This window comes from Alteromonas gracilis (genome assembly GCF_036870955.2).
Taxonomy (GTDB): domain Bacteria; phylum Pseudomonadota; class Gammaproteobacteria; order Enterobacterales; family Alteromonadaceae; genus Alteromonas; species Alteromonas gracilis_A.
The window spans coordinates 2,273,068-2,288,737 of the sequence record NZ_CP145482.2 but is presented as its reverse complement, the minus strand read 5'-3'; the positions used below and the strand labels follow the sequence as shown (position 1 = coordinate 2,288,737).

The following is a 15,670-nucleotide window of genomic DNA, read 5'->3' as shown; positions in this document are numbered from 1 at the left end:
CATGGTCTGAACTTACATGTATGAACGAATTGACCACCAAAAGCGACGGTACATTTTAGAGTAGTGCGATAATATCTTTTTCAATATCGCCAGGCTTTGCTGTTGGTGCATAACGTTTTACGACGTTTCCACTTGTATCAACTAGAAATTTCGTGAAGTTCCATTTGATTCGCTTGCTGCCAAGTAAGCCCGGTGCTTTATTCTTTAATTCGTCATAAAGTGGTAGTGTGTTAGGACCATTTACATCTATTTTTGTTGATAAAGGGAAGGTCACGCCAAAATTCATTGCACAGAATTGGGCAATATCGTCATCATTGCCTGGCTCTTGATGGCCAAACTGATCACACGGAAAGCCTATTATCGCCAACCCTTTATCTTTGTAACTCTTATAAAGCGCCTCTAGTCCATCATACTGCGGAGTAAAACCACATTTACTGGCTGTGTTTACGATTAATAGTACGTTGCCTTTATATTGTTCTAGAGTGATTTCTTCACCAGTATTTAGCGTAATAGCATGCTCGTATATGCTCACGTTAGTTTCCTTTGTATTCATTTTATTCACGTATAACGGCGTGTGCGATTAACGTTATTATTAATAACACCTACGCCAATATACATTAGATTTATTATTACAGGCTATGTAGAGTTTTTAGCGCGCGGTTTATGTTACATTCCAACCATGTGGGTGTCATATCACCATGCTGTATTACCAATACAAGAGTATATTTTCAATGACGGATTTAAAAGTAAGTTTTCTCGGGTTGGGTGTAATGGGATACCCAATGGCAGGGCATCTCGCTAACGCAGGTATGCAAGTTACGGTTTACAACAGAACTGCTGAAAAAGCGAACAAATGGCTAGCGCAATATAAAGGCAACGCAGTAAGTTCACCTGAAGAGGCTAGTGCTAACGCTGACATCGTGCTTATGTGCGTTGGTGATGACAACGATGTACGCGAGATTGCAACGCGCGCGTTAAGCAAAATGAAAGCAGGGGCTATTTTAGTCGACCACACAACGGCATCTGCTGATATTGCTCGCGAGTTAGAGCAACTGTGCAAAGCCAAACAAGTCAGCTTTTTGGATGCGCCTGTATCAGGTGGACAAGCTGGCGCTGAAAACGGGCAACTGACTATTATGGTTGGTGGTGAAGAAAAAATTTTTGAGCGAGCGCAGCCGGTACTAGACATCTATGCACGACACAGCCAATTACTTGGAAAGTGCGGCAGTGGCCAATTGGCCAAGATGATGAACCAGATTTGCATAGCAGGGGTGGTACAGGGGCTAGCAGAAGCCCTGCACTTTGGCCAAAAAGCAGGGCTGGACTGTAATGCGGTTGTTGACGTAATCAGTAAAGGGGCGGCGCAATCGTGGCAAATGGAAAATCGAGCGAGCACAATGTTAGATAACAGTTTCGATTTTGGGTTTGCTGTTGATTGGATGCGAAAAGACTTAAACATTGCTCTGAACGAGGCACGAAAAAATGGCTCTACATTAGCGCTAACCGCTCTTGTCGATCAGTACTATGCTGACGTACAGAAATTAGGTGGCGGTCGCTGGGATACATCAAGTTTGCTTACAAGATTAAAATAAGCATTGGCGCACACTTAGCTGTGCGCTTGAACTTGTTCTGAAAGTTGGTCTAGGCGCGCTTTATTCGGCGGCGTTAATGACTCACTTCTCAATACATCAAATAGTTGGTTAACATCGTACTTTCTGTACACGCCAGTATCGGATTCAATCATGCTCTGCAGCAAGTTGAGTCCGAACGCGGCAGTTTCGGGTGAAAGATGGAACGCATCGTAAAAATGCTTCATTGCCGCACTGTAGTGACCGTCTACAAATAGCTGTGTGCTTAGGTGTCATTTATCGCTATAGCTTGCTCTTGATTTAAACCCAGGGTTTTTCCGCCTGTAAAAATAAGAGACTCATTGGTTACTTGTTCAGAGATTGTTTGAAGCTCCGCATTTTTTTCTTTTGCCATTAAAAGAAGTTCACCTGCTTTTCGCTCATCCCCCAGTCCATGGTGAACTTTGGCCGCTATAACTAACGTCGAAGGTTCGGTACGGTGGTAGTTATCTATGTATTCAGGCTCGAGAAAATGCGTAGCTTTGTCTAGGTCATTATCTAAAACTGCGGAATAGGCAAGCAGGTAGTCACGCTTCTGAAGCACTTGGTGATCACCTTGGCTTCGTCCCGCAATGCCAACGAGCTTTCTGGCTTGAGCTAGGCTTTCAGTTCGATTGGTTTCCGGTGATGCCTCTGCAAGCATGAGATAAAACTCAGCCAGTTCGAAAGTGAAATCATTGAATCTGTCCTTGGCACTTCGATGCATGGCACGCTTCTTTTGAAGAAGATCAATGGCATCAATAACTTTATCTTGTTTTTGAAACGTCAGGCTCTTTAGCTTAGCCGCAGGCAAGCTTAGTTCACTGAATTTAATTTGGTCTAAGTACTTCTCTGCGTCGTCGAACGCATTTTGTTCGAAAGATAACGACGCTAGCCATTCAAATGCTTTGTCTCTGGCCAAACTTGAATTAACCATCTCACTAAGCTGCGATTGGCAGTGAGGCCAGTGACCAGCTGCATATTGGCATTTTATCTTACCCCATTGCGCCCACAGAACTTTGTCAGAATGCGCAAGTACGTCCTCGTATATATTAAGCGCTCGAAGGGGATCGCCACTTTCAAACAGTAATTTGGCATAGAGTCGCCTAATATCGGCAACTAAACGCGCAGGCACGCCTTCTTTGATTTTAGCTTGAATAATACTGATAGCGCGCCCGACCTCTTTATTGTCTAGCGCATGTAATACGTTTTTAACGTAGTCTCTATAGTGCAGATACTGGTTTATTTGGCGAGATAGTGACGCAATAGTGTAGGGCTTTATCAACAGAACGTCTGGCTGTATATCCATAATTCTGCCAATGGTTTGTGGGATCCCGTCTGATGTGAGAAAAATTATACCAGTACTTGGGCGTATATAACCTGACTCTCTAAGCGATTGAATCCATTCGACACCATTTTTCCCTTGGCCAAGGTGATAATCCATGACTAAAAGTTCAAAATGTTGCTTTTTTAGTGCCCCTTTTAATTCGTAGCCAGATGCAAAGCTACTTACCGCTAGATTAGCAATAGACATAAGGTGCCCACGCAGTGCCGTGCGTGCTGTCGAATTATCTTCAACGATGGCGATCCTAAATTCCACAGATAGTTAACCTTACTTTTTCACTCAAATTAGCTTATCAGGCGAATATAGTCGTTGCACTATAGAATTTGATAACTGAACAAAATAAACGATACGTTTTATGTAACAGTATGAGTATGTGATATTTTTTTGTACTTATAGGCCGTAAAAAACGAGCTTTCTAAGAATTTCGTCACAAATTATTTACGTCGTGACGTGTCTTTTCTTAACAATTTTTGCACTTTACGTTTACGTAAGGGGTAAGTATTCGGTAATGTATTTGTAAATTTTTGTTGAAATACACCATAGGTAAGCTTTATGAACTTTGAGTTAACCGACGACCAACTTGCATTTGAAGAAACAGCAAGGCAATTTGCCCAACAAGAACTGGCGCCCAATGCTGCAATGTGGGATAGAGAACATCACTTTCCAGTTGAAGCCATTAAAAAAGCGGGTGAACTGGGCTTTTGCGGGCTCTACGCGCCTGAAGAAGCGGGCGGATTAGGACTATCACGCCTCGATTCATCAATCATTTTTGAGCAGCTTTCGATGGGGTGTACCACGACGACGGCGATGTTGACTATTCACAACATGGCAACGTGGATGATAGCGACGTGGGGAAGTGAAGCCGTTAAATCCATGTGGTGCGACCAACTTGTTACTGGCGACAAACTTGCGTCTTACTGTCTTACTGAGCCAGGCGCAGGGTCTGATGCTGCATCCCTTAAAACCAAAGCCACCAAAAACGACGCAGGGTATGTGTTAAATGGTGCAAAAGTTTTTATCTCAGGCGCAGGAAGTACCGATGTTCTTGTAGTAATGGCGAGAACTGGCGGTGAAGGTCCAAGCGGTGTTTCCGCTTTTGCAGTACCTGCTGACCTAAAAGGCATTGAATATGGCAAGGCCGAAGAAAAGATGGGCTGGAATGCACAGCCCACACGTATGATTACGTTTGATAATGTTCAGATAGAAGAAAGTTGGCGACTAGGTGACGAAGGCCAAGGTTTCAAAATGGCAATGCAAGGGCTTGACGGCGGCCGAATCAATATTGCAACCTGTTCAGTTGGCACGGCGCAACAAGCGCTCAATACGGCACGAGATTACATGACGGAGCGTGAGCAATTTGGTAAGCCCATTGCTTGGTTTTCAAGCGTTGCAGTTCAAACTTGCCGACATGGCCACTGAATTAGTTGCGGCTCGACAAATGGTTCGAATGGCTGCATGCAAACTGGACAATAACGACGCTGACAAAACCACTTATTGTGCGATGGCGAAAAGATTTGCTACTGATGTGGGCTTTAATGTTTGTAATGACGCCCTACAACTTCATGGTGGTTATGGATATATAAAAGAGTACCCGTTAGAGCGTCATTTCAGAGATGTACGTGTACATCAAATTCTAGAAGGTACTAACGAAATTATGCGCGTTATTATTGGTCGTCGGATACTCGCAGACGAGTGCAGCGTGCTGTAAAAAAGGAGTGACGATGAAGGATATGGCAAATGTAGTCATTGTTGATGAGCTAGCGACGAGCAGCGGTGAGCGCTTAATTGGACGACTTACGCTGAATAAGCCAAAGGCACTTAACGCGCTTGATCTTGAAATGGCAACTATCATGCTGGACGCATTAATGTGTTGGCAAAGCAGAGATGATATCGTTGCCGTAGTAATAGATGCAGAGGGCGATAAAGCCTTCTGTGCGGGTGGCGATATTGTGTCAATGTATAACGCCATGCTAGAAAGCGACAACGGCATTCCTCCTTTTTTAGAGGACTTCTTTAAAACCGAATACACGTTAGACTATACGATCCATAACTACACTAAACCAGTGTTGGTATGGGGTAGTGGTATCGTGATGGGCGGTGGCATGGGCTTGTTATGCGGTGCAAGCCACCGTATTGTCACTGAGACGTCCAAGTTAGCTATGCCAGAAATTACTATTGGTTTGTATCCTGATGTGGGTGGTAGTTACTTTTTACCTCGTTTACCAGGGAAAACGGGCGTTTTCTTAGGCTTAACAGGTGGCCAAATGAATGCTAGTGACGCATGTTTCGTAGGCCTCGCCGACCACATGGTTTCAAGTACACAAAAAGATGCATTACTGCATGCACTTCAAGATCACGCTTGGGAAAAGACTGCTTCACCGTCAGATGACGTGAGCAAGTTGATCAGTCAACTTGATAAACCTTCTGAAAACATCGTTGGAAACGTCGAGAAAAACCTCTCGTTAATAAATAGCTTGTGTCAAAGCGAAGCAGCGGTGGATGTGGTACATGCCATTTTAAATGCTGACATGCAAGGGGATAAGTGGCTTACTCGCGCTCAGTCGACGTTGGCAAAAGGGTCGCCAATCACAATGCATCTCGTTGTAGAGCAGTGCCGACGTGGCGCCACGCTTTCGCTATCAGAGTGTTTCAAGATGGAGGCTAACTTGTCCTGCCGTTGCGGCGAAAGTGGCGAATTTCAAGAAGGCGTTCGCGCGTTACTGATAGATAAGGACATGAAGCCAAAATGGAAGTATGCGACGGTCAATGACGTACCTAGCGATGTGATAGAACACTTTTTCAGTTCGCCGTGGGCATCGGGCTCACACCCATTGAACGCGTTGTAACGCGATCATTTCATTCTATACGACATTACGTTGGCCCTTGCTGTTGCAAGGGCTTTCTTTTTGATAAACTCATCAAAATATTAGTTAAAGTAAGACGAACCCCTATATGTGGCAATGCCCACTTTGCAAAACAACAATATCTTTGGCATCTAATGCTATCAAATGTGAAAAAAATCATAGCTTTGATAAAGCGAAGTCAGGCTATGTAAATCTTTTACCTGTTCAATTTAAAAAATCTAAAGCGCCTGGTGATGATAAAGCCATGGTAAAAGCGCGCCGTGAATTTCACCAACTTAATGCCTATAAGCCGCTTAAGGACAAATTGGTCGAATTACTTTTGAGCGCACTAAACAACGATGAAAAAAGTAATATACCGCTAAAAGTATACGATGCAGGGTGCGGCGAGGGGAGTTACCTTGATGCCATACTTTCGGGTTTAGAGGATAATGGATTAACATGCAGTGGGGCAGGTAGTGACATATCAAAAATTGCTGTAGAACTTGCGTCCAAGGCATATAAAAAGAGCCAGTTTGTTGTGGCAAGTAGCTATGAGTTGCCATTAGCCGATAATACGCAAGATGTCGTTATGCAAGTGTTTGCGCCAGGAAGTACCGAAGAGTATCGCAGGGTATTGAAAACACAGGGCGTTCTAATCACTGTTGACCCAGCGCAAGAGCATCTTTTTGAAGTAAAAGCGCGTGTTTACGATAATCCGAAAAAACATGAAATGCGCGATGACATCAGAGATGGTTTTGTTCGTTCTGGCAGTGAAAGGCTTTCTTTCGACATTGCACTACCAACACTAGAGCAGCGCTTAGCATTGATAAAAATGACCCCTTTTTATTGGAAGTTACCAGAAGGACGAATTAACGAGATAGTGGCGTCACTTGATGCTGTAAGTGCGGATTTTTACATACAAGTTTGGCGTAAAGTATAATGAATAAGGCACTTTTTCTAGACAGAGACGGCGTTATTAACGTAGACCACGGTTACGTGGGCCGATATGCCGATTTTGAATACATAGACGGTATTTTTGACCTTGTTCGTCACTTTCAAGATAAAGGTTTCATGCCCGTTATCGTGACCAACCAAAGTGGTATTGCCCGGGGCTTATATACCGAAGCGGATTTTTTTACGCTTATGCGCCGCGTGCAAGATGACTTCGCGGAACATGGTACAAATGATATAGCCGTATACCATTGCCCCCATCATATCGAGGGCAAGGTTTCTCAGTATGCAATTGAATGTGACTGCAGAAAACCCAAACCTGGTATGTTTTACCTAGCAGCTAAACAACTTAACATAGATACGCAAGCAAGTATTATGATTGGAGACAGTTGGCGCGATATCGTTGCTGCAGACGCTGCAGGAGTGCGTGAAAGCATTTTCATTAATAATGCGTCGGTCACGCAATCAATGTCATCGTTACTAAGTACTGGCCACAAAGTTAATCAGGTTTCATCGCTAACTGAAGTGATAGCCTAAGACTAATCTCTGAAAATGATGCTTTATAGGTTACGCGTAACTGGGATTTTAATGCTGTTCGGCAAAGAAAACCTGAATAAAAACAATTACCTAACATTGAAAAGAAGAAAGGCGCCATAATGGCGCCTTTTTTATCAGTTTTGTTTGGAAAACCGAGAAAGATGCTTAATCGCCTGGGATAGCAAATCCACATTCAGTGGGTCTTTGCTACGCTTACCTGTTTTAATATCGCTTATTTCGTAACTGCCGTTACTTAAAACATCAGTACGCTTGTTTTCATGGAACACAACAATACGCTCACCTGATGTGCTGACCAACCATGGGCGAGCTGGGGCGAGTAAGTTTTGCCCAGTAGAGTAGAAGGTACTTGGCGCAGTGCACCCCAAAGCATTGAGGATAGTTGGCGCAAGGTCTTCTGTACTCGCCAACTGTGCTTTAAGTGGTAAATTACTGATCAACTTACCTTTACCAAACTCGCTCCCAAAACCAGTTGCTACCATCAAATTATGACCACGTGACATTGCGTCTTTGGCATACTCTGCAATGTCATCGCCTTTTAAAAATGCGATATGTAACCCCTGATGTTGGTTTGACAAAGGTTGTTGATAGCCTGACAACTGTGAAAGGGGCAGGTCACTTTCGCTATGAATAGAGACGGGCATGCCTGATCCCAGCGGGAGCGCTAAGAGCACGGGGCGCTTCTTAGACAGAGCGTTTTGGTAGATTTCGGGTACGCCAAACAGGGTTGTAGTCATCAGTCCTTCGATGCTACTTGCTGTTGAATAATAGTCGTTGATTACCGCCATTCTCTCGTCGGCAAATACTCCTACTTCGCTGTCATCTGTTTGCACGATAACCGTCAAATTTTTGCTGGTTTCGATTGAGCAATAAACCTAGCTCAGCAGGATAAGTGATATTGTGAATATCAGGGTTAAACTGCAGTTGCTTGCGTTCTTCATAAGCAGCCAAGTCTAACAAACCATAGCGTGACATTGTGGTTTTAGCGGTAGCCGGATAAGACAGTGGAAACATATTATCCTGCTTGATAATAGGCTGATAAAGTTTGGCATCAGCCCAAACATGGATAGCATGACTGGTAACAAAACAACTCACGAAAAACGTCGTTACTGGAATGCCTATTTTGTACCGAGTAAAGCGCTCGACGCGTTTCCATATCGCATTTGCAAGCACTAACTGAAAACCAAGCCAGACCACGAAAAGCAGAAAAAGAAACGCCCACTGTTGCCAATTATCTATCGCTATTTGTGCTTGTGCTTCGCTTCTTAGCAAATCAGCAGCATGAAAACTAATATGAAAACCTGTTCGGTTAAATAAAAGGGCATCAAAAGCAAGAAGCGCCAATCCAACTGCTGCAATAACTGAAGCGCTTGCTTTAATAATCCGTTGGTTACTTACCACATAACACAGTGGCAATATAAAGATCACGAACCCAAAAAAGGTCATAAAGCCAATATGGCCAAACCAATTGGCAAGTAAGTACAAGGTGCCAACACCTGTGCCGGGCATCGGCGACGAGAAGACGAAAATTGACGCAATTACGATAGCAATGATGATGTTTGCTAGCGCAAACCAGTGGCCCCAATTAACGAGTTTTGTCACGCGCTGGCGGCGAGGTGACTCGGCAAGTATCATGCGACACCCCTAGTTTGTTTTAACGCTTTTTTCAAAACGTCTGCAAATTGAGAGGCCATTGCCTCGCGACTTTCTGGGCTAACCTGAGTGTTTAAAATATGCGTGATGACGTTACCTAGTACCATCAGTGATAGATCGCGGTTTGCACCACTTTCTTCTAAAGTGAGAATGACTTTATTCATTAGCGCTTCGAATTCGTCATTGGTATAACGGCTTTGTTGGGGCATTGTTACGCCTCTTTTTTATGATTTCTTTGATAAAAAGAATGGTTTTACTCGTAAAATGATTATAATCGTTGTTTGAATGAGTACAATCATTCATTCTAAAATCCCGCAAATCTTTGGATATTTCTGACACTTTTTAAGCAACAGGACACCCGGTAATCTATGAGTGCACTGATTCATCACTTCGTTGTTCATCGTTTAATCGTTAACAAAGAAGAGAAAATAGAGGCTATTCCTCGAGACAACTGTTTAGCAGTTACACCTGAAATTGAACTTTTGGCTCACCAAATTAACCACAGTTTCAATACCAAACCTGGAAAAGGTGTTGGTCATTTCGTTACAGAAGTAACTCGCTCAGCGCAAGTTGAGAATGATGAAGGGGAAACAACAACAAAAGAAACCACGCAGGACGTTTCTGAGTTCGCCCTTGAGCTTAAGCAGTACATGGATATCCAAAAAGCAGCAGGTGATAACGTTGAAGATGCCTTTCACGCATTTTCAGTTAATGCGACAAGGCGCCTAGTTAAAACGCTGGCTGATACGGGAACGCTAGAAACAGGCTTTCTCATATTTTGCCAATATGAATACTTAGCGACGCAGTACTTAATGATCACATTGCTTAACACCCGCTCGCACGTTGAAGTCACGAATTCTCTTGATTTGTCTGCCCGTGAGCATTTGGACTTGGCGAAAATGCAACTAGCGGTGCGCTTTGATCTTACCCAATGGGAAGTTCAACCTGAACAACAGCGCTATGTAAGTTTTATCAAAGGAAGAATGGGACGTAAGGTTTCTGATTTCTTTATGCAGTTTGTCGGCTGCGAAGAGCTTGTTGATGTTAAGCAACAAAATAAGCAGCTTATTTCGACAGTTGATGCTTACCTTGCCAGTGAATCTCTTGACCCTCAGGAGCAGCATCAGCATCGTGAAGAAGTAAAAAGCTACTTTAAGGAAAAAATAGACGCTGGTGAAAGTCTATCGGTTTCTGAATTAGCTAATCGACTTCCTAGTAATGAAGATACATCGGACAACTTTTCAACGTTTACACAATCTTTAGACGTGCCGTTGGAAAAAGAAATACAGCCTGATCCTGCTGCTTTAAAACAATTGGCGAAATTTACAGGGCAGGGTGGCGGTGTGTCACTTAGCTTTGAACGTAAACTTATGGGGGATCGTATTTTTTATGACCCCTCTACAGACACGTTAACTATTCGGGGAATTCCACCCAATTTAAAAGATCAGCTAAATCGCCAATCTTCAATGGACTAATAACTGCGCGCAGTTAATAAAAAACGTATACTAGTAAAAGAATATAAACTCGATACAAGGGTGTTATGCAATTATTTGTTAATGATCTGACAGTGATGGATTTCTCTTACCTATGCCCTAAGCGCGGTATGGTAGGTGAAAGCTGGATTGTCGATGTGGTGTTGGACGGTGAGCTTAACGAAGAGAGCATGGTTCAAGACTTTGGTCACGTCAAAAAGAACCTAAAACGGTTAATAGATGAGTATGTTGACCATAAACTGTTGGTGCCTGCTGAATACAGTGGCGCCGAAGTTATTCATGATGAACAGAATGATCAAGTTGAGGTAAGGTTTACGTGTAGCGACAAGCGAAGCATTATGCTTCACTGCCCAGCTGAAGCCTATGCATTTGTATATTCTGATGTGATTGATATGGATTCTGTTGGTGTTTATCTAAAAGAGGTGCTCGCAACGCACTTGCCAGAGAATGTCGATAATATTACGTTGGGGCTACGTGAAGAGGTGATTAATACGCCTTTCTATCACTACACTCACGGATTAAAGAAACACGACGGAAATTGTCAACGAATCGCACATGGACACCGCTCTCGAATCGATATCCTTTTTGATGGTAAATCGTGTCTTGATAGCCAAGCTTATTGGGCTAAGCGCTGGGAAGATATCTATATTGCTACGCGCGAAGATGAAATTAGCTATGCTGATCGCAAGCTTCAAGGTTCGGTGGAAACACCATCCGACTATTACTGTTTTGCCTACGAGTCTTCTCAAGGATACTTCGAGTTGTTAATACCCAAGTCAGATTGCGAAGTTATTGATACTGATTCAACGGTAGAGTGTTTAGCTCAATATTTATTACAAGAGCAGAAAAAGCTTACACCTGAGGGGATTTGCCAAGTTATTGCCTATGAAGGTGTTGGAAAGGGCGCTACCGTCAAGGGCTAATGCTCTTTTTGTTTAAGGGAAGAAAGGCAATCATGCGTAAATACACAATAAAGAATATCGTTAGGGCGAGCGCTATTACTTTGTTAGTCACGGGGTGCTGTGTAGGTCTTGTCTCACCAGCAATGGCGCAATCTGTTGAGCAAGGCAGTAATGACGCATCGTTGATCCTCAATGGAAAGTTCACTCAAGGTGCGTTGGTCAGAGGCCAAGTGTTAGGTTGGTTCAACGGTTTACCTTAATGACGAAGAAGTCATGACGAACGCGTCTGGAAAGTTTGTTGTAGGGTTTGAGCGTGAAGCTCAACTCTCACACGTTCTGAAAGCCGTGTTGCCCTCAGGCGAAGAACTACGTCGTGAGATAACGCTTGAAAAGCGTAAATATAATATCCAGCGCATAGACGGATTAGAGCAAAAAATGGTAACCCCTCCCGCAGAGGTAACCGCTCGTATCAAGCAGGACAACGTTAACGTTGCAAAAGCGAGAAGTAAAAACTCTGATTTAGATGCGTTATTTACTCGTTTTCAATGGCCTGCAAAAGGGCCAATTTCTGGCGTATACGGTAGCCAGCGTATTTTGAACGGTGTACCCAAATGGCCTCACTTCGGTGTTGACATTGCCGGGCCAAAGGGAACACCAGTGTATGCACCTGTTGATGGAGTGGTTACGCTTGCCGATGACTTGTATTACTCAGGAAACACCCTAATACTTGATCATGGTATGAAAGTGTTTTCTACATTCCTGCATATGGACACTATGACCGTTAACGTGGGCGATATGGTAAAGCAGGGCGAGCAAATTGGCACCATTGGTTCTACTGGTCGTTCAACAGGCCCCCACCTAGATTGGCGCATTAATTTAGGCAAAGTGAGATTAGACCCGCAAACGGTCGTTTCTGGTTCACCTAACGACCTGTAGCCTAATTCCTATCGATTGCTGTCATCGAATAAAAAGCGGTGTCCCTTATTGGGTTCACCGCTTTTTGTTTATGCTAACCACTGTGTAAGCACTGCATCATCTACTACGTCAAAATATGCCATATCGCAACGTGCAGGCAGAATTGGTAGTGTGACATTCAGTAGCCTACCGTCCCTTATCAATGTGAGCGCTATGCTCTCTTTTTTGCAGCAGTCTAAAAGTCGCTGTAGCTTGGCAGGGTTAACAACGTGACCGTCCAGAGCGACAATAAGATCGTTGATAAGCACACCAGCCTGTTGAGCGGCAAGGCCTTCAAATACTTGGACAACGGTCAATCCAAGTGACGCAGCTTTGGTTGTAGCACCTAACTGATGCTTGATAGGTCGGTGGGACGACACGCCGCCTTTATCCTCAGCGTTTACCCTAGGGCGCGTCTTAAGTTCCACGCCCATCATTGAAAGAAGTGAAGACAAATCGACGTCGTCTGTTCCATACACTACGCTATCAAGGTATTGTGAGACATCAATATCAAAATGCGTTTTGCACAAGTATTGAACAACATCGTCTGGCGTGCCAGATTCGTCTTTGCCATACTGTGTCCACAGCAGTTTCATAAGACTATCGAGGTTAAATTTGTTGTCACTCTGCTTTCGTAACAATAAATCAAGGCCAAGAGCAATAATGCCGCCTTTCGTGTAGTAACTTACAATGTTGTTCGTCGCACTGGCGTCTTGTTTGTAGAACTTTGTCCACGCATCGAAACTACTCTGCGCAGCGCTTTGTTTAAACCGACCCGCATTCTGAAGTAGACGACTGATATTTTGTGAAACAATGTTGAGATATTTCTTAGCGTCAATAACACCGCTTCTTGCAAGTGCCACATCGTCGTAAAAACTGGTAAAGCCTTCATATATCCAAAGTTGATTGGTATAGGTTTCTTGGCTCAAATCCGGTTCCACCATGACATCAGGCTTGATTCGCTTTACGTGCCAGGTGTGAAAAAACTCGTGACTGCATAGGCTTAAAAATGTGATGTATCCATCGCTTTTATCTTCAGGGTCTCCAATTAAAGGCAAGTCGTATCTTGGATAGAGCAGTGCAGTAGAGTACTTATGCTCAAGTCCACCAAACCCATTATCCGCTAAAAGCGTCATAAACAAATAATCAGAAATGGGATGTGGTGAAGGAAACAGCGTCAGATGATGTCGACAGATGGGGATGAGGTCGTTTGCTATGCGTTGATAATCAATATCATTGTTGCCCGAGAACAATAGTGTAAATGTCACGCCATCGACTTCGAAGGTATGTGTATCGGCTAACCCGATATAAATAGGATGGTCAATAATATCCCCGTAGCATTCACAAGCATAATGCCAGCTATGAAATACGCGGTAAACCGTATCGTCCAGTGGTGACGTATCGGTACTTTTGGGCATTGACGTATAAGCCTGCCAGGCTGACAGATGAGGGTCATCTGTTGGAACACGCACCTCAAGCGTACAGCCGACATCACGCATTCCTTCGACACTCAGAAATGCGCTAGTACCATTAATAAACGCATATTCGTCGTTTATAAATGCCGAACGAATAGAAAGATCGTTAGCGTACACCGTGTAAGACACACTACATGGGTTACCTGAAGTTTTTACTTTCCAAGATTGTTTGTCTATTTTTTCAATTGGCAGCGTTGAGTTATCACCGTCAGAGACGGCACTTAAGGTAATGATGCTTTTGGCAAAGTCTCTAACCATGTAGCTACCTGGTATCCAACTTGGTAACGTCAATAAAAGCTCGTTTTTATCGTGTTTCGGTATGAAAAGGGAAACTGAAAACTCGTTGGCACGCCAGTTAGATAGCGTTAACGTATATTGCAAAGTCTGAGTACCCATAGAATAACCTTTTGATAACTTTAATAACGCTACTATACAGCCAATGACCCGTCAGAGAAATGAGTTAAAACGTGATGGTATGACATCACAAGTGAGGAAGCTTTTGTCTCTTGCATAAAAACAGGTTACATTGGTCTAAGAACATAAAACCCAGAAAAATAACCATAAATGCCGGAACTGACTCAAAGTAACCTAATTAATTCAGAAGGTTTGGCCTCACTAAGGACCTTAGACCCGGGCGATATTGTCGATTTACAAATCGCCATGCCAGCTGCACCTAAACGCGTGAAAACGGAGTACGTAGGGATGCTGATAGATGAATGCTTAATGTTTCATATTCCCAACTCTGCAAAATGGATTACGACAAGAGATGCACTTACCGTCGGCAATGAGGTGGTCGTGCGTTCAGTGCTTGAGGGCGATACAGGTCAAGTGATTGCGTTTCGAGTAAAAGTACTCAAATTGCTATCAAAGCCCTCAGGAATACTCATTACAAGTTTCCCAAGACGTATTGAGAGCATCGGGTTGCGCAGTGCAAAGCGTGTTCAGCTTGGTATTTCGGTAACGCTAGAGGCTGAAGTCTATCCTGACGATGAAAATGTGTCAGGCATTATTGTCGATATCTCGCCAAAGGGCTGTAAAGTGGCACTACAGGTGAAGCCTAACTGGGAAATAATGATTGACGATTCGTTAGTCCATTTAGTTTATGCATTAGATGGTAAAGACGTTTCGTTACAAGCTAAGGTTAAAAACCACAAGCTAGAAAAAGATATCGTCTACTATGGCTTGGCGTTTGATTGCGATGACAAATTGGTAAGTAGCCTTTTGTCACGTCACACGCTTCTGAGCTAATTAAATACAAATATCAAACTAGCTATCAACATACCCAAACCGATAATACTAAAAGACAGAAAGCGGGGGAGTTTATGAGAAGCATCGAAAGGCTGTTAATGCAATATGGCGAAAGCCATCAAAACAAAACCAACGTTATGATACACGCCATTGCAGTACCAAGTATCTATTTTGTAACGCTTGGCTTGTTGTGGAGTATCCCAGTTCCTGAGTTCATTGCTCAGTTCTCTGTTACGTGGGCGCATATCATTGCTATTCCGGTCTTGTATTACTACTTTTCTTTGTCTGGTCCTATCGGCGCGGCGATGACCTTGTTGACGATTGCATGTTTTGGGGGAGTAAAACTTCTAATATGGTTTGAAATCTCGGTGTGGCAATTCTGCTTATCATTATTTGTGGTTATGTGGGTGCTGCAGTTTATAGGACATAAGATTGAAGGAAAAAAGCCCTCATTCTTTGAAGACTTGCGCTTTCTATTGGTTGGTCCCGCGTGGTGGTGGGTGCATTGGCTAAAGCGTTTAAATATAGGATATTAGGCATTTCTTAATCAAAACAGTATGCTTAACTTCTCTGGTGTTAGATAACCTGCGATAAGACGTACAGCTTGCACGACCAAGTCTCTTTGGACTTGCCGTTGCTTGCGT

15 protein-coding genes and 2 pseudogenes are annotated in these 15,670 nt (G+C 43.4%); 10 read left to right on the top strand and 7 right to left on the bottom strand.

Features of this window, described 5'->3' with window-relative positions; translation table 11 throughout:
* Positions 1 to 55: 55 nt before the first annotated feature.
* Positions 56 to 532, bottom strand: coding sequence for a glutathione peroxidase (locus V6N89_RS11155; protein WP_338517608.1), 477 nt, complete (start codon positions 530 to 532; stop codon positions 56 to 58).
* A 199-nt stretch (positions 533 to 731) separates the two neighbouring features.
* Between V6N89_RS11155 and V6N89_RS11150 the strand changes: the two genes are divergently transcribed.
* Entirely contained in the window at positions 732 to 1,592 is an 861-nt protein-coding gene (locus tag V6N89_RS11150; protein ID WP_346992699.1) for an NAD(P)-dependent oxidoreductase, read from the top strand.
* Positions 1,593 to 1,606: 14 nt separating this feature from the next.
* On the opposite strand, the gene V6N89_RS11145 is transcribed toward V6N89_RS11150, so the two are convergent.
* Positions 1,607 to 1,816, bottom strand: a complete 210-nt coding sequence (locus tag V6N89_RS11145; RefSeq protein ID WP_338517606.1) for a hypothetical protein — start codon at positions 1,814 to 1,816, stop codon at positions 1,607 to 1,609.
* Between the two features lie 38 nt (positions 1,817 to 1,854).
* Positions 1,855 to 3,207 carry a response regulator gene (locus tag V6N89_RS11140; protein ID WP_338517605.1) on the bottom strand — a complete coding sequence of 451 codons (1,353 nt, stop codon included), beginning with the start codon at positions 3,205 to 3,207 and terminating at the stop codon, positions 1,855 to 1,857.
* A 297-nt stretch (positions 3,208 to 3,504) separates the two neighbouring features.
* Here V6N89_RS11140 and V6N89_RS11135 point away from each other — a divergent pair.
* From V6N89_RS11135 to V6N89_RS11120, 4 genes and pseudogenes are all read left to right on the top strand, one after another.
* Positions 3,505 to 4,660 (top strand): annotated as a pseudogene (locus V6N89_RS11135) (acyl-CoA dehydrogenase family protein).
* A gap of 13 nt (positions 4,661 to 4,673) precedes the next feature.
* On the top strand, positions 4,674 to 5,798 hold the full coding sequence (locus tag V6N89_RS11130; protein ID WP_338517604.1) for an enoyl-CoA hydratase/isomerase family protein: 1,125 nt from the start codon (positions 4,674 to 4,676) through the stop codon (positions 5,796 to 5,798).
* 142 nt (positions 5,799 to 5,940) lie between these two features.
* A complete protein-coding gene (locus tag V6N89_RS11125; protein ID WP_346992698.1) occupies positions 5,941 to 6,735 on the top strand; it encodes a putative RNA methyltransferase in 795 nt (264 codons plus the stop codon).
* Positions 6,735 to 7,283, top strand: a complete 549-nt coding sequence (locus V6N89_RS11120; protein ID WP_338517602.1) for a D-glycero-alpha-D-manno-heptose-1,7-bisphosphate 7-phosphatase — start codon at positions 6,735 to 6,737, stop codon at positions 7,281 to 7,283. The genes V6N89_RS11125 and V6N89_RS11120 overlap by 1 nt, the downstream gene beginning before the upstream one ends.
* Positions 7,284 to 7,417: 134 nt before the next feature.
* On the opposite strand, the gene V6N89_RS11115 is transcribed toward V6N89_RS11120, so the two are convergent.
* The 3 genes from V6N89_RS11115 to V6N89_RS11105 are packed head-to-tail and all read right to left on the bottom strand — an operon-like array spanning position 7,418 to position 9,163.
* Entirely contained in the window at positions 7,418 to 8,134 is a 717-nt protein-coding gene (locus tag V6N89_RS11115; RefSeq protein WP_338517601.1) for a hypothetical protein, read from the bottom strand.
* Entirely contained in the window at positions 8,121 to 8,936 is an 816-nt protein-coding gene (locus V6N89_RS11110) for a DUF3413 domain-containing protein (protein ID WP_338517600.1), read from the bottom strand. Before V6N89_RS11110 ends, V6N89_RS11115 begins: the two co-directional genes overlap by 14 nt.
* Positions 8,933 to 9,163, bottom strand: coding sequence for a DUF1414 domain-containing protein (locus V6N89_RS11105; protein WP_346992697.1), 231 nt, complete (start codon positions 9,161 to 9,163; stop codon positions 8,933 to 8,935). Before V6N89_RS11105 ends, V6N89_RS11110 begins: the two co-directional genes overlap by 4 nt.
* Before the next feature lie 159 nt (positions 9,164 to 9,322).
* On the opposite strand from V6N89_RS11105, the gene yejK reads away from it, so the two are divergent.
* The 3 genes and pseudogenes from yejK to V6N89_RS11085 all read left to right on the top strand — a co-directional run bounded on the left by yejK (position 9,323) and on the right by V6N89_RS11085 (position 12,285).
* Positions 9,323 to 10,429 (top strand): nucleoid-associated protein YejK, encoded by a 1,107-nt coding sequence (gene yejK, locus V6N89_RS11100; RefSeq protein WP_338517598.1) that lies wholly within the window; start codon positions 9,323 to 9,325, stop codon positions 10,427 to 10,429.
* A gap of 65 nt (positions 10,430 to 10,494) precedes the next feature.
* Positions 10,495 to 11,370, top strand: coding sequence for a 6-carboxytetrahydropterin synthase (locus V6N89_RS11095; protein WP_338517597.1), 876 nt, complete (start codon positions 10,495 to 10,497; stop codon positions 11,368 to 11,370).
* A gap of 122 nt (positions 11,371 to 11,492) precedes the next feature.
* Positions 11,493 to 12,285: pseudogene (locus V6N89_RS11085) on the top strand (M23 family metallopeptidase).
* 68 nt (positions 12,286 to 12,353) lie between these two features.
* On the opposite strand, the gene V6N89_RS11080 reads toward V6N89_RS11085, so the two are convergent.
* Complete coding sequence (locus V6N89_RS11080) at positions 12,354 to 14,174, bottom strand: M61 family metallopeptidase (RefSeq protein ID WP_338517594.1); 1,821 nt, start codon at positions 14,172 to 14,174, stop codon at positions 12,354 to 12,356.
* A 168-nt stretch (positions 14,175 to 14,342) separates the two neighbouring features.
* Between V6N89_RS11080 and V6N89_RS11075 the strand changes: the two genes are divergently transcribed.
* The gene (locus tag V6N89_RS11075; RefSeq protein WP_338517593.1) at positions 14,343 to 15,026 is read left to right on the top strand and encodes a PilZ domain-containing protein; all 684 of its coding nucleotides are present in this window, start codon (positions 14,343 to 14,345) and stop codon (positions 15,024 to 15,026) included.
* A gap of 74 nt (positions 15,027 to 15,100) precedes the next feature.
* A complete protein-coding gene (locus tag V6N89_RS11070) occupies positions 15,101 to 15,562 on the top strand; it encodes a DUF962 domain-containing protein (protein ID WP_338517592.1) in 462 nt (153 codons plus the stop codon).
* Positions 15,563 to 15,670 lie beyond the last annotated feature (108 nt).

Bases quoted from the DNA above. Each gene is read 5' to 3' on its own strand.
- V6N89_RS11150 (WP_346992699.1), top strand. From the start codon at position 732: ATGACGGATTTAAAAGTAAGTTTTCTCGGGTTGGGTGTAATGGGATAC.
- V6N89_RS11145 (WP_338517606.1), bottom strand. From the start codon at position 1,816: ATGAAGCATTTTTACGATGCGTTCCATCTTTCACCCGAAACTGCCGCG.
- V6N89_RS11130 (WP_338517604.1), top strand. From the start codon at position 4,674: ATGAAGGATATGGCAAATGTAGTCATTGTTGATGAGCTAGCGACGAGC.
- V6N89_RS11120 (WP_338517602.1), top strand. From the start codon at position 6,735: ATGAATAAGGCACTTTTTCTAGACAGAGACGGCGTTATTAACGTAGAC.
- V6N89_RS11110 (WP_338517600.1), bottom strand. From the start codon at position 8,936: ATGATACTTGCCGAGTCACCTCGCCGCCAGCGCGTGACAAAACTCGTT.
- V6N89_RS11105 (WP_346992697.1), bottom strand. From the start codon at position 9,163: ATGCCCCAACAAAGCCGTTATACCAATGACGAATTCGAAGCGCTAATG.
- yejK (WP_338517598.1), top strand. From the start codon at position 9,323: ATGAGTGCACTGATTCATCACTTCGTTGTTCATCGTTTAATCGTTAAC.
- V6N89_RS11095 (WP_338517597.1), top strand. From the start codon at position 10,495: ATGCAATTATTTGTTAATGATCTGACAGTGATGGATTTCTCTTACCTA.
- V6N89_RS11080 (WP_338517594.1), bottom strand. From the start codon at position 14,174: ATGGGTACTCAGACTTTGCAATATACGTTAACGCTATCTAACTGGCGT.
- V6N89_RS11075 (WP_338517593.1), top strand. From the start codon at position 14,343: ATGCCGGAACTGACTCAAAGTAACCTAATTAATTCAGAAGGTTTGGCC.
- V6N89_RS11070 (WP_338517592.1), top strand. From the start codon at position 15,101: ATGAGAAGCATCGAAAGGCTGTTAATGCAATATGGCGAAAGCCATCAA.